The organism is Amycolatopsis tolypomycina (assembly GCF_900105945.1).
GTDB classification, from domain to species: Bacteria; Actinomycetota; Actinomycetes; order Mycobacteriales; family Pseudonocardiaceae; genus Amycolatopsis; species Amycolatopsis tolypomycina.
Map to the genome: position 1 here is coordinate 516,865 of NZ_FNSO01000003.1, position 12,830 is coordinate 529,694.

Annotated in this window: 9 protein-coding genes; 6 read left to right on the forward strand and 3 right to left on the reverse strand. The window is 72.1% G+C overall.

Annotated features, from left to right (window positions below; genetic code table 11):
• The first annotated feature begins 34 nt into the window (after positions 1 to 34).
• From BLW76_RS08020 to BLW76_RS08035, 4 genes are all read left to right on the forward strand, one after another.
• The gene (locus BLW76_RS08020; protein ID WP_091305854.1) at positions 35 to 1,510 is read left to right on the forward strand and encodes a cytochrome ubiquinol oxidase subunit I; all 1,476 of its coding nucleotides are present in this window, start codon (positions 35 to 37) and stop codon (positions 1,508 to 1,510) included.
• Positions 1,511 to 1,919: 409 nt separating this feature from the next.
• The gene (cydB, locus tag BLW76_RS08025) at positions 1,920 to 2,927 is read left to right on the forward strand and encodes a cytochrome d ubiquinol oxidase subunit II (protein WP_091305196.1); all 1,008 of its coding nucleotides are present in this window, start codon (positions 1,920 to 1,922) and stop codon (positions 2,925 to 2,927) included.
• Entirely contained in the window at positions 2,924 to 6,142 is a 3,219-nt protein-coding gene (cydD, locus tag BLW76_RS08030; protein ID WP_208613238.1) for a thiol reductant ABC exporter subunit CydD, read from the forward strand. The genes cydB and cydD overlap by 4 nt, the downstream gene beginning before the upstream one ends.
• 59 nt (positions 6,143 to 6,201) lie before the next feature.
• Entirely contained in the window at positions 6,202 to 7,416 is a 1,215-nt protein-coding gene (locus BLW76_RS08035) for a GAF domain-containing sensor histidine kinase (RefSeq protein ID WP_091305198.1), read from the forward strand.
• 190 nt (positions 7,417 to 7,606) lie between these two features.
• On the opposite strand, the gene BLW76_RS08040 is transcribed toward BLW76_RS08035, so the two are convergent.
• Entirely contained in the window at positions 7,607 to 8,233 is a 627-nt protein-coding gene (locus BLW76_RS08040; protein WP_043788689.1) for a response regulator, read from the reverse strand.
• A 285-nt stretch (positions 8,234 to 8,518) separates the two neighbouring features.
• Here BLW76_RS08040 and BLW76_RS08045 point away from each other — a divergent pair, with 285 nt between their 5' ends.
• Both BLW76_RS08045 and BLW76_RS08050 read left to right on the forward strand, forming a co-directional pair.
• On the forward strand, positions 8,519 to 8,983 hold the full coding sequence (locus tag BLW76_RS08045) for an excalibur calcium-binding domain-containing protein (RefSeq protein ID WP_091305199.1): 465 nt from the start codon (positions 8,519 to 8,521) through the stop codon (positions 8,981 to 8,983).
• Positions 8,980 to 9,630 (forward strand): class F sortase, encoded by a 651-nt coding sequence (locus BLW76_RS08050; protein WP_091305200.1) that lies wholly within the window; start codon positions 8,980 to 8,982, stop codon positions 9,628 to 9,630. Before BLW76_RS08045 ends, BLW76_RS08050 begins: the two co-directional genes overlap by 4 nt.
• Here the strand turns inward: BLW76_RS08050 and BLW76_RS08055 are convergent.
• Both BLW76_RS08055 and BLW76_RS08060 read right to left on the reverse strand, forming a co-directional pair.
• Positions 9,600 to 11,873, reverse strand: a complete 2,274-nt coding sequence (locus BLW76_RS08055) for a helicase-associated domain-containing protein (protein WP_091305201.1) — start codon at positions 11,871 to 11,873, stop codon at positions 9,600 to 9,602. The two genes, BLW76_RS08050 and BLW76_RS08055, sit on opposite strands and share 31 nt — an antisense overlap.
• 14 nt (positions 11,874 to 11,887) lie before the next feature.
• Positions 11,888 to 12,679 (reverse strand): excalibur calcium-binding domain-containing protein, encoded by a 792-nt coding sequence (locus tag BLW76_RS08060; RefSeq protein ID WP_091305202.1) that lies wholly within the window; start codon positions 12,677 to 12,679, stop codon positions 11,888 to 11,890.
• Positions 12,680 to 12,830 lie beyond the last annotated feature (151 nt).

A 12,830-nucleotide genomic window follows, 5' to 3' on the forward strand; every position in this document is an offset into this window, starting at 1 on the left:
GCTGCGTCACCAGGCCCGGAGCACGCTGGACCACGTGGAGGTCCTTGAGCTAGCGCGGTGGCAGTTCGGCATCACCACCGTCTACCACTTCCTGATGGTCCCGCTGACCATCGGGCTGTCGATCCTGGTCGCGGCGATGCAGACCATGTGGGTCCGCACCGGCGAGCTGCGGCACCTGAAGATGACGAAGTTCTGGGGCAAGCTGCTGCTGGTCAACTTCGCGATGGGCGTGGTGACCGGCATCGTGCAGGAGTTCCAGTTCGGGATGAACTGGAGCGCGTACTCCCGCTTCGTCGGCGACGTCTTCGGCGCGCCGCTGGCGATGGAGGGGCTCGTCGCGTTCTTCGTCGAATCGACGTTCCTCGGCCTGTGGATCTTCGGCTGGGACCGGCTGCCGAAGAAGGTGCACCTGGCGTGCGCCTGGGCGTTTTCGCTGGCCACGATGGCGTCGGCGTACTTCATCCTGGCCGCGAACTCGTGGATGCAGCACCCGGTGGGCGTGACGTTCGAGAACGGCAAGCCGACCATGAACTCGATCTGGGCGGTGCTGACGAACAACACGGCGCTCGCCGCGATCCCGCACACCTTGGCCGGCGCGTTCTCGGTGGCGGCGGCGTTCCTGGTGGGCGTCGCGGGCTGGCACCTGTGGCGGCGCGGCGACCATCTTGACGTGTGGCGCTCGTCGCTGCGCCTCGGCGGCTGGGTCGGCGTGGCCGCGTTCGCGGTCCTCGCGATCACGGGCGACGCCCAGGGCAAGCTGATGTTCGAGCAGCAGCCGATGAAGATGGCATCGGCGGAAGCGCTGTGCCACACGGAAAAACCGGCCAGCTTCTCGATCATCGCGATCGGCGACGTCTCGGGCGCGAACTGCGAGGACGTGAAGACGTTCAACGTGCCCGCGCTGCTTAGTTTCCTGGCGCACAACGACTTCACGACCGAGGTCAAGGGCGTGGAGAACCTGGTTGCCGAGTACCAGGCCAAGTACGGCACGAACTACCCGGACGACCCGGCCCTGGGTTCACTGGCGGGCAAACCGATCGACTACGTGCCGAACCTCCCGGTGACGTACTGGGGCTTCCGCATGATGATCGGCTTCGGCGCGATCTCGGCGGGCATCGGAGTACTGGCCCTCTGGCTGACCCGCCGCGGCCGAACCCCCACCGGCCGCTGGTTCCCCTGGCTGGTCCTGGGCGGCATCGCAACGCCGTTCCTCGGCAACAGCGCGGGCTGGATCTTCACCGAGATGGGCCGCCAGCCGTTCGTGGTGGTCCCCAACCCCACCGGCGTGGACGGCGTGTGGATGTTCACCGCCCAGGCGGTGTCGAGGCTGACCACCGGTGAGGTGTGGACGTCGTTGATCGCGCTGACCACGGTGTACGCGGCCCTCGGGGTGGTGGAGGTGTACCTGATGCGCAAGTACATCCGCGGCGGCGTCGACGCGGTGATGCCGCCGGCGAAGCCGAAGGACTCGGACAAACCGGGCGAGGACACCCTCGCCTTCGCGTACTGAGGCGGACGAAGATGCCAAAACCCCAGCTCAGCGACTATGTGGCGGCCCCTCCCGCACCCACGGCAGCCCCCGCCCTTCCCGGCAGGGTTCCGGCAAAGTTGTCCGAGCAGCCGCGCTGCTGGGCTCAGCCGGGCGTGGCAGCGGGTTCGAACGTCATGAAAGTGTCTTTCATGACGTCTGGCGCAGTGAACGAGTCGTTCACTGCATCGGCGACAGCTCCACCGGCCTTCGGCCACCCGGTGAAGGGTCACTCAGCGATCGACTTTGCCGGAACCCCCGCCCTTCCCGGGGGGCGTCCCCGAACCCAGTGTATCGGCGTGGTCACTCTCCAGGGTTACCCACAGCAAATCTGTGGACAACTCGACCCGTTGTGGATAACTCACCGCGACCAGCCGGCCGGAGGTGCCCGATGACCCTCGCCATCGTCTGGTTCGTCGCCATTGCCTTCTTCTGGCTCGGCTACCTCTTCCTCGAGGGCTTCGACTTCGGCGTCGGCATGCTGCTGCCCGTGCTCGCCAAGAACAACACCGAGCGGCGCGTCATGGTCAACACCATCGGGCCTGTCTGGGACGGCAACGAAGTCTGGCTCATCGTCGCCGGCGGGGCCATGTTCGCCGCCTTTCCCGCCTGGTACGCCGGGCTTTTCTCGGCCGCCTACCTGCCGCTCCTGGTCGTGCTGCTCGCCCTCATCGGCCGTGGTGTCGCCTTCGAATACCGCGGGAAGGTCGACTCCGAACGCTGGCGGCGCAACTGGGACCGCGTCATCGTGCTCGGCTCGTGGGTTCCGCCGCTGGGCGTCGGCCTCATCCTCGCCACCACCGTCCTGGGCCTGCCCCTCGACGCCGAGGGCAACCGCGTCGGGTCCGCGTTCGCCGCCGTCCGCTGGGACACGCTGCTCGGCGCGGTCGCCATCGCCGCCTTCTCGATCGCCCACGGTGCTGCCTTCCTCGCCCTCAAGACCAGCGGTGACCTGCGGGAACGAGCCAAGAACTTCGCCGTGAAGGCGCTGCCGGTCGCCATGGTGCCGATGGTTGCCTTCCTCTCGGTCGTCCAGTGGCGCGCCGGCACGTTGTGGACGCTGCTCTCGTTTGGGATCAGTGCTCTCGCCGCCGTCATCGCCTGGCTGCGGCTGCGCGCCGGCCGTGACGGGCAGGCCTTCGCCGCGCTCGGCGTCGTCATCGCCGGGGCCGCGGTCGTCATGTTCGGCTCGCTCTTCCCGAACGTCCTGCCGTCGACCCTCGACGCGGCCAACACGCTGACCATCGAAGGCGCCGCGTCCAGCCCGTACACGCTGACCGTCATGACCTGGGTCGCCGTCTTCGGTGCCCCGGCCGTGCTGATCTACCAGGGCTGGACGTACTGGGTGTTCCGCAAGCGCATCGGCACCCAGCACATCCCGGCGGTCCACGCACCATGAGCAAGCTTCCCGGGCGCGCACCCCTTCTCGCCTCGGAGTCCACAGTGGACTCAGCGCGGCCGGGAAAGGGCCCGCTCGGCGCGCTGCCGGCCCTCGTGCCGGCCGTGCGCCGAGCGCTGGCCCTGGTGGGCCTCCTGTCGTTCGTCCACGCCGCCGCGCTGGTGGCACAGGCATTCCTGCTCGCCGACGTCCTCGCGGCGATCGTCGGAGCAGGTTCCGGGGGACGCACCGCCCAGCTGGCCGCGCTGCTCGCGCTCGTCGCGACGCGCGCGTTGACCGGCTGGGCGGTGCGCACGGTCTCGGCCCGCGCCGCCGCGACCGCGCAACGCGAGCTGCGCGCCCAAGCCGTCGACCACGCGCTGCGCCTGGGCCCCGAGTGGATCGCCCGGCGTGGACACGGCGAGCTCACCGCCCTCACCACTCGCGGCCTCGACGCGCTCGACGCCTACTTCCGCGAATACCTGCCCGCGCTGGTGACGGCGGCCGTCGTGCCCCTCGGCGCCGGCGCGGCCATCCTGTTCGCCGACTGGCCGTCCGGCGTGATCGTCGCGCTGACCGTGCCGCTGCTGCCGATGTTCGCCATCCTCGTCGGGAAGTACACGGCCGACCGCGTCGCCGGCGCGACCGACGCGACGCACCGGATGTCGGAACGGCTCCTCGAACTGGTGCGCGTCCTGCCGGTGCTGACCGCGTTCCGCCGGGCCGCGGCGCAGGGCGAGACCGTCCGGCGGCTGTCCGAACGTCATCGCCGCGCGACGCTCAAGACGTTGAAGGTCGCCTTTTCCTCGGCGTTCGTGCTCGAACTGGTCGCGACGCTGTCGGTGGCGCTCGTCGCCGTCGTCATCGGCGTCCGGCTCGCCGGCGGCAACCTGCCGCTGGCCGTCGGGCTCGGCGTGCTGATCCTCGCGCCCGAGTGCTACCAGCCGCTGCGCGCGGTCGGCGCCGCGTTCCACGCCAGCGAGGACGGCGTCGAAGCCGTCCGGCGCGTCGCCGACCTGCTGGCTCTCCCCGTGCCGGCGCCGGGGACCGCGATCCCGGCGCCGGGCGAGCTGCGGGTGACGTCCCTGCGCGTCGCGCGCCGCGGCGGCTTCGCGCCGGACGGCGAGTCGTTCGCGGTCCGCCCCGGCGAGACGGTCTGGCTCCGCGCCCCGAGCGGCGGCGGCAAATCGACGACGCTCTCGGCGCTCCTCGGCTTCGTCCCGGCCCACGACGGCACCATCACGGTCGGCTCGACGAACCTCGCCGACGCCGACCTCGCGCGCTGGCGCGAGCAGGTCGCGTGGGTGCCGCAGTCGCCGGTGTTCGCCGGAGGCACGGTCCGCGAGGAGGCCGGCTCGGACGCGGCGCTGGCGGAACTCGGCTTGGCCGGCCTCGAGGACCGGCCGGTTGCGCAGCTGTCGCAGGGCCAGCGACAGCGCGTCGCCGTCGCCAGGGCGCTGCACCGGGTGCGCACCGGTGCCTGGCTGCTCCTGCTCGACGAACCGACCGCCCACCTCGACGAAGCGAGCGCGCGCCTGGTACTCGACGCGGTGCGGCGCGCCGTCGACAACGGCGCGGCGGCCGTCATCGCGGCCCACGAACGCACCGCGGCGGTCGACCTGCCGCCCGAGGCGGTCGAGGCCACCGAGACGTCCACTGTGGACACCTCGGCCGCGCCGCTGCGGTGGCGCGCGCTCCTCGACGGACGGCTCTTCGGCGGCGCCGCGCTGGGCGCGCTGGCGCTGCTGGCCGGCGTGGCGCTGACGGCGACGTCCGGCTGGCTCATCGCCAAGGCGTCACAGCAGCCGCCGATCCTGACGTTGACGGTCGCGGTGGTCGGCGTTCGCGCGTTCGGGCTCGGCCGCGCGGGGCTGCGGTACGTCGAACGGCTGGTCACGCACGACGCCGCGTTCCGCATCGCCGGCCGTGTCCGGGTGCGGTTGTGGAACTCGCTGGTCCGGCTCGGGCCCGCGCGGAGCCTGCGCGCGGGCGAGGGGCAGCGCCGGCTCGTCGGCGACGTCGACACCGTGCGCGACCTGCTGCCGCGGGTGGTTTCGCCGCCGCTGGTGGTGGCGCTGGTCGCGGCCGGGGCCGTCGTCGTGCAGACGTTTGTGCTGCCCGCGGCCGGCGCGACGCTCGCGGCGGCGGTCGCGCTCGGGCTGTGCGCGCCGTGGGTGGCGCTGCGCGCCGAGCGCCGGGCGACGTCGGCCCTGGCGGACGGCCGCCGCACGGTGGCCGCGCGGGTGCTGGTCGTCTTCGAGGCGGCGGCCGAGCTGCTCGCGTTCGGGACGGCGGAACACCACCGCCGCGCCCTCTCGGACGCGGACACGCGCCTGGTGACGCAAGCCCGCAGGCAGGCGTTCGGCGTGGGCGCGGCCGAAGCGCTGGTGACGCTGGTCTGCGGAGCGGCCGCGGTGGTCAGCACGGCGTTGGCAGCCCAGGCCGTCGCGGCCGGTCGGCTCGACCCGGTGCTGGCGCCGCTGCTGGCCTTGGTACCGCTCGCGCTGGCGGAAGTTCTCTCGCTGCTGCCACCGGTGGCGCAGCACTGGGACACGCTGCAGCGCGCTCGCCGCCGTCTCGCCGACGTGCCGGAGCCCGTTGTGCCGGCTCGGGGTGACAACGGCGTCGAGCTGCGGGGCGCGGACCTGGGCTGGCCGGGCGGACCGGTCGTGCTCCACGACGTCGACCTCGAGCTGGCACCGGGCACGAACGCGGCGGTGGTCGGCCCGAGCGGCGCCGGCAAGTCGACGCTCGTCGCGGCGCTGCTCGGGTTCCTCGAGCCGCGGCGCGGCGTGGTGGCCGTGCCGGAAGCGGTGGCGTGGGCCCCGCAGGAGCCGATGCTCGCGGCGACGACGATCGCCGAGAACCTGCGCCTGGCCCGCCCGACCGCGACGGAGGACGAGCTGCGCGCGGCTCTGCACGGCGCAGCACTGACCGACGTCCCACCGGAGACCCTGCTCGGCAGCGGCGGCACCGGGCTCTCCGGCGGCCAGGCCCAGCGGGTGGCGCTGGCGCGGGCGCTGCTGGGCGCACCGTCGGCCGGGCTGGTGCTGCTCGACGAGCCGACGGCACACCTGGACGAGGCGACGGCCCAGGCCGTGCGCGCGCACCTGCGGGAGGCGCTGGCGGGCCGGACGGTGGTGCACGTGACGCACGCCGCCGAGGAAGCAGCGGGAGCCGACGTGGTTCTCGAGATCCGCGACGGCCGGGTCGTGAGCCGGGTACGGGTGACGTGATCGATTTCCCCGGCGTCCTTGCCGTGCCGCCACCGCGCCGCGCGATAATGACGGAACTCATGGACCCGACACTTGCCGCGCGGGCACTGTCCGCGGCCACCGAGATCACGAGCACCGCCCTGTCCGGCGACGACCCGGGCGCGGTGCTGGACACGGTCGTGGCCCGAGCCGCCGAACTGGCCGACGCCGACCTGGGCCTCGCGATGGTGAGCACCGAGGACGGCCAGGTGGTGGTCGAGGCAGCCCACTACGCCACCGGCGAGCCGGCCGCCGACGAGCACGCCGAGCGCGACAAGCACGTCGAGCCTGGCGGGGCGGCAGCCGACAGCAGTTCGGCCGAGTCCTTACGCGGCCTCACCCTTCCCGCCGACTCCGCGGCCGGGCAGGTGGCCCGGGGTGGCGAGCCCGTCTCCAGTGCGGACTTCACCGTCGACCCGCGGACTGCGCCCTACGTGCCCGCCGAACTTCACGGCTATGGTGCCTTCGCCGCCGCGCCTTTCGGTTCGGGAGGGCGGGTTCTTGGGTCGCTCACCGTCTACCGGAAGCGGGGGCGTGAGCCCTTCTCCGCCGGGACCGTCGAGATGCTCGTTGCCTTCGCCGCTCAAGCCGGCGTTGTCCTCGCGCTCGCCGAAGGCGCCAACGCCCGTCACCGGGTCGCCCTCTACGAAGAGCGCGAACGCATCGCGCGCGAACTCCACGACGTCATCGTCCAGCGGCTCTACGGCGCAGGGATGCAGCTCGACCGCGTCCGGCGCAACATGCGCAAGCGCTTCGCCCAGGCCGACGGCGCCCGGCTTTCCGACGCCATCGACCAGCTCGACCAGACCATCGAGGAAATCCGTGGCACCGTGCGCGCGCTGCGGTCACCGGAACCTCGCCACGACACCGGTACGCCCACCGATCTCGCCGAGTCGGCTCGCGGTGAGGTGCGCATCGCCGGTGAGCTGCTCGGCTATCCGCCCACCCTGGAGCTGTCCGGGGAATTCGCCGACATCCCGGCGGAACGCGCCGACCACATCCGGGCCGCGCTGCGCGAAGCGCTGTCCAATGTGGTCAGACACTCCGGCGCGAGCGAAACCCGCGTGACACTGACCAGGGACTCCGGCGGGGTGAAACTCCGCGTTCGCGACAACGGTTCCGGCGTGCCCCAAGGCGTCGCCACCCGCGGTCTGCGCCATCTCGCCGAACGCGCGGACGCCGCCGGCGGGAAGTTCTTCCTGAACTCCTCGCCCAGCCTCGGCACGCTCGTGGCCTTCGATCTTCCGCTCGACTGAGCCCTTCTCATCCTTCTCGGGTCATCCTGCCTCCCTTCCACGCCCTCGCCAATGATCTTACCGACCCGTCGAACATATATTCGACTCACGTTCGAGTGAATCTCTTGCGGTAAATACCGTGATCGACATGGCGGACCGTGACGGGACGCGGAAAAGCTCCCAGCGAACGGCGGATTGCGGACGAGAGCGGTTACTTCTCGCGACGGGCGATCCACGCGGCCGCCTGCGTGCGGCGTTGCATGCCGAGCTTCGCCAGCACCGACGTGACGTAGTTCTTGACCGTCTTCTCCGCGAGGAACAACCGCTCGGCGATTTCGCGGTTCGACAGGCCCTGGCCGATCAGCTCCAGCACGTCGCGCTCGCGCTCGGTGAGCGTCGCCAGCTCGTCCGTCGGCGGGTGCCGCATCTTGTCCAGCACCCGCGCCGTGCTCACCGGGTCCAGCAGCGACCGCCCGGCCGCCACCTCGCGGACCGCGTTGACGACGTCCTGCCCCCGCACCTGCTTCAGCAGATAGCCCGCGGCCCCGGCCATGATCGCGCCGACCATCGCTTCTTCGTCGTCGAACGCCGTGAGCATCAGGCAGGCCGGCGGGTTCGGCTTCGACCGCAGCTCGCGGCACAGCGTGATGCCGTCGCCGTCGCCGAGGCGGACGTCGACCACCGCGACCTCCGGCTCGACGTGCATCGCCACCGCCAGTGCCTCTTCGACGCTGCTCGCCTCGGCGACGACCTCGATGTCGGGCTCGTCGCCGAGGAGGTCGCGGAGCCCGCGGCGGACCAGTTCGTGGTCGTCGACGAGCAGTACCTGGATCGGCATACCCCGAGGTTACGGGGTGCGCGGGCGCCGCGGTGGCGGCCGGTCGGCACCGTCACACGTGAATTACCTCAAAGGTGTGACCGCGGACCCCGTAACATTCCGTCCGCCAAGCATTCCTGCACGGTGAATCCGCAGGTCGAAGCGGAAACGGCAGAGAATCACCAGTCGGGCCGCTGTTCGTGGGAGGCTGGCATTTCCGGAATTCCGGAATGGTCCGTAACGGCGTCGCCGAGGTCGCGATAGTAACCACGCAATCGCCCCAGAATCCGTTCGGAAGGAATTCCGTTGTCCCTGTTTCGCCGTGCCCTGACGACGGCCGCCGCCGTCACCGGGCTCGCTCTCCTCGGCCCCGTTCCCTTCGCCTCCGCGCAGCTCGCGACGCCCCTGACCGGTGACGTGGACTGCAAGAACTTCCAGTACCAGGAGGAAGCCCAGGACGTCCTCGACGCCACGCCGGGCGATCCTTACAACCTGGACGGCGACAACAACGGAATCGCCTGCGAATCGCTCCCGCACCGGCCGAAACAGCCAAGCACTACGACGTCGACGGTGAAACAGCCCGCGCCGAAGACGAGCACCAAGAAGCCCGCCACCGGCAACCAGGTGAAGGTCAAGCCGGTCGGCGGCGTCGCGACCGGCGGTGGTGAGCCGGACGGCGAAGTCCCCGGTTTCCTGGTGCTGAGCGGCACCCTGCTCGCCGCGACGGTGTCCGGCGGCATGGTGCTCTACCTGCGCCGGCGCCCGAGTTGAGGCACCCGCGCCTGTGGCCCGCGGTCACGGCGGTCGCCGCCGCGCTCGGCGTGGTACTGGCCGTGGCTCTCGTCCTCGTCCTGTCACCGAAGGCGCCGCAGGAGATCGCCCCGCCGAGCCCGGCCGCCACGGACCCGGTGGGCAGCTCGAGCCGCACGCACACCGCGGCAACGACCGCCGACGGCCTCCCCGCGGCGAAACCGGCGTCCCTGACCATCCCGGCGATCGGCGTGCGGGCCGACGGGATCACGGACCTCGGGCTGGCACCGGACGGCGCACTGGAAGTCCCGGGCGACGCGACGACGGTCGGCTGGTTCACCGGCGCGCCGTCGCCCGGGGAGACCGGCCCGGCCGTGCTGGCCGCGCACGTCGACTACAAGCACGTGCCGGGCGCCTTCTCACGCCTGAAGGAACTTCGTCCCGGCGAGCAGGCCAAGGTCGGGCGCGCGGACGGCCGGACCGCCGTGTTCACCGTCTACCGCGTCGAGCGCTACCCGAAGGCCGCGTTCCCGACCGACGAGGTCTACGGCGACACACCGGACCCCGAACTGCGGCTCATCACCTGCGGCGGCGCGTTCGACCGGGCGAGCGGCAACTACCTCGACAACGTCGTCGCCTACGCGCGGCTCACCGGCGTCGAAGCCTGAGCCAGGTCGATGCGCGTCAGTTCGAGCCGCCGGTAGGTGCGCTCGCCGAGGGACCAGACGTCCAGGATGTCGCCGTCGAGCTCGGGATACGCGATGACGAGGTGCTCGTCGCCGTATGCGATGTCGACCGGCAGCCCGGCTTCGAGCTGCCAGCAGAGCTGTTGCTGCTTCGGCGTGAGCCGGCCCGCGTAGCGGTCGCTCATCGCCCGCGCGAGCTGGCCGCGCAGCAGGGCCGGACCGGTCGCCGGAGTGGTCAGCAGCCGCTCGGCGTGCGCCGCGGGATCGGGCGGCAGCTCGCCGGGTTCGGGGTCGCGGACGGCGACCGTCGGCGACGGCTGGTCACGGGCGGGCAGCACGATGCTGCCGTCCGCGGCGTGCCGGGTCGGTGCGTAACCCGCTTCGCGCAACGCCTCCAGTGTGCGCGCTGCGTCCACAGTGGACGTCAGGACGGTCGGCGCCACCGCGCGCAGGCCGAGTTTGGCGAGTTTCCGGTGCGCGGCGAGCTCGGCCAGCACGGCGGGCTCGCCGACGACGACGCTGGCGACTTCGATCACCTGCGCCTCGCCGTGCCTCCGCGCGACGTCGTTCAGCAGGTACACCAGCGGCTGCGGCAGGTCGCCGGCGGCGACGGCACGCAGGTCGTCGAGCAGCTCGGCGGTCGTCGCGCCCTGGTCGAACGCCCGCCGCACCGATGCCGGGGAGAACCGCCAGCTGGTCGCGGTGCCCTGGTTTTCGCGGTCGGCGACGCGGTCCAGCAGCGCGGCGAGGCGGGCGTCGGGCGAGCCGGGCACGATCGCGGTGAGGTCGGTGCCGAACAACGCCGTCGTCCGTGCCCGGGAGACCAGCTCGTCGGTGACTTTGACAAGCGTGTGCGGCGCGAGCAGGGCGCGTCCGGCCGCGGTCACGGCGCCGTGCGCGACGACGCCGAGCAGTTCGGCCTCGGCGAGGGCGCCCTCGACGTGCCCGGCGAGGTCGTCGGTGGGCAGCAGCGGCGCGTGCCACGCGGCGAGCCGGGTCAGCGCGCCGACGTCCGTGACGGCGTCACCGGGATCGAGCCGCGCCAGCAGCCGCACGACCAGCCGCCGCACGAGCGCCTCGACGTCGGTCTCGAACTCCGGCGGCGCCGGGTCCCACCAGGTCGTGAGCAGGAGGCGGTACAGCAACGCCGGCGCGGGCCGCGCGAGGTCCGGATCGGGCGCGAGCGTGGGCGCGGCGGCCTTCCGGCCGCGGCCCGGCGGCGGTGGCTCGTCGGCCACCAGCAGCCCGGCCTGCGCGGCGAGGTCGATGGCCAGCTCGATCTCCGCGGGGGTGCCCCCGGTGTCCTTGGCGATCTTCTTGACCAGCCGCGCCCCGATCGTGCCGTCCTTGAGCAGCGGCAACGGTTCGGCGGCGGCCAGGTCGAGGATCGCCGACACCCGGTCGAGCAACCGCAGCGCCGCGGCCGACGACGCGGCTTCGGCGGCTTCGGCCCCGGTGTGGGTGACAGGCAGCGGCGGTTCCTCGGGCGTGAACGGCAGCTGGTGGTCCGGCCCGCGCAGGGCGAGCGAAACCTCGATCGGCATGGCGACGGTGCCGAAGTAGGTCGCGAACAGGAAGCCGTGGTCGAACGCCCAGCCCGCCGGGGCCAGCCCTTCGACCTCGGGCACGCCGTCGGCCATGTCCAGCAGCAGTTTCCGCGTTTCCTCCGGCGCGTCGGCGAACAGCTCGCGCACGGCGTCGCCGTCCCGGAAGAACCGGACGAGCCCGAGCAGGAGTTGCGGCTTCCGCTCGGTGTCGGGCAGGCCGAGCGCCCGCGACAGCTTCGCCAGCCGGCTCGTGCCGAGCTCCCCGAGCAGGTTCGCCACGGGCTGGCCGAGCCCTTCGGGACCGAAACTGTTGCGGTGCAGGGGTTCCGGCAGCGTGATGCCGTCGGTGTCCCGCCAGAGCAGGGCGCGTTCGGCGAGTTCGTCCACATAGGAATCCACGTCGGCGGCGCCGAGCAGCCGGGCGACCTCCTCGACGGGCGCCGGCCGCCGCCCCAGCGCGTAACACAACTGGACGGTCCGCATGACCTGCACCAGCGGCATCGGCAGGGCGAGCAGCGCGGCGTCGATGGACGGCGGCGCCGCCAGCCGCGCGGCGACGACGTCCAGCCGTCGCGGCCACGGCTCTTCGAGCACGTCCGGCCGGTGGGCCAGCACCTTCGCGAGGGCGTCCGCGTCCAGGCCCGAAAGGCGGCCGAGCAGTTCGTCGGCGGTGGTCATCGGCCCAGGCTAGATCACCGTTCGCAGGCGACGCCGTCGCCGTCGCGGTCGAGCGCGGACCGGTAGCCCGGTTCGCCGCGGTACAGCGGCGCCGCACCGGCGGCCTTCGCGGCCGAGCAGTTCGCGTAGTAGGCGGCCGGGGCTTCTTCGGTCGTCTCCACGGGCGGCGGCGGGGGAGCCGCCTTGGTGGCCGGGGCCGGCTTCGGCGCCGGGGTGGGCGTCACGACCGGTGCAGGTGCGGGCGCGGGTGCGTCGATGGTCCCGTGGCACGGCGCGCCCCACAGCCCGCTGACGGCGGCCTTCGCCGCGGATTCGGTGGCGGCGAGCGCGGACGAACCGGCGGTGGCCGCGTACTTGAGATAACCCTGCTGAATCGCCAAAGTCGCGTAGTCCTGCCCGCCGGCCAGCGTCAAGGCGACTCCCTGCGCCGTTTCCGCGCCAAGGGTGACGGTTTTGCCGGAAAGCGTCGCGGTGGCCCAGCCGAGCGATTCCGCGGCGTAGCAACCGGTGCCGGCGAGCGGGGCGAGGACGCCGAGAACGTGCACCGTTCTGCTGGTGCCGTCGCTGCCGTTGACCACGACGGTCGCGCCGTCGGTCACGCTCCCGACGGTGTACGTGACGGCCGCCGGAGTCGGCGTCGGCGACGAAGTCGTGCTGGTGGGCGGGGGTGTCGAGGACGCCGGAGCGGCGGTCGTCGCAGGCGTCGGCACGGGTGCTTCGCCGAAGACGGCGCCGAGCACGAACAGGACGGCGAACGCGGCCAGGACGATCTTCAGCCAGTTCGGAAAGCGCTTCTTCGGCTGCATGCGGGATTTCCTCGTTCCTCGAGCGACGTGCCGACGGTGTACTCGGGAAATCTCCCTTCCTTGTTACGCCCCGGCTCGTGATCGACCACCAGTCGTTATCCGCCGGAATGTTGCCGTCACGATCACGTCACGAACCACGGCCGCGCGCCGA

Bases quoted from the DNA above. Each gene is read 5' to 3' on its own strand.
- cydB (WP_091305196.1), top strand. From the start codon at position 1,920: ATGACCCTCGCCATCGTCTGGTTCGTCGCCATTGCCTTCTTCTGGCTC.
- cydD (WP_208613238.1), top strand. From the start codon at position 2,924: ATGAGCAAGCTTCCCGGGCGCGCACCCCTTCTCGCCTCGGAGTCCACA.
- BLW76_RS08035 (WP_091305198.1), top strand. From the start codon at position 6,202: ATGGACCCGACACTTGCCGCGCGGGCACTGTCCGCGGCCACCGAGATC.
- BLW76_RS08040 (WP_043788689.1), bottom strand. From the start codon at position 8,233: ATGCCGATCCAGGTACTGCTCGTCGACGACCACGAACTGGTCCGCCGC.
- BLW76_RS08055 (WP_091305201.1), bottom strand. From the start codon at position 11,873: ATGACCACCGCCGACGAACTGCTCGGCCGCCTTTCGGGCCTGGACGCG.
- BLW76_RS08060 (WP_091305202.1), bottom strand. From the start codon at position 12,679: ATGCAGCCGAAGAAGCGCTTTCCGAACTGGCTGAAGATCGTCCTGGCC.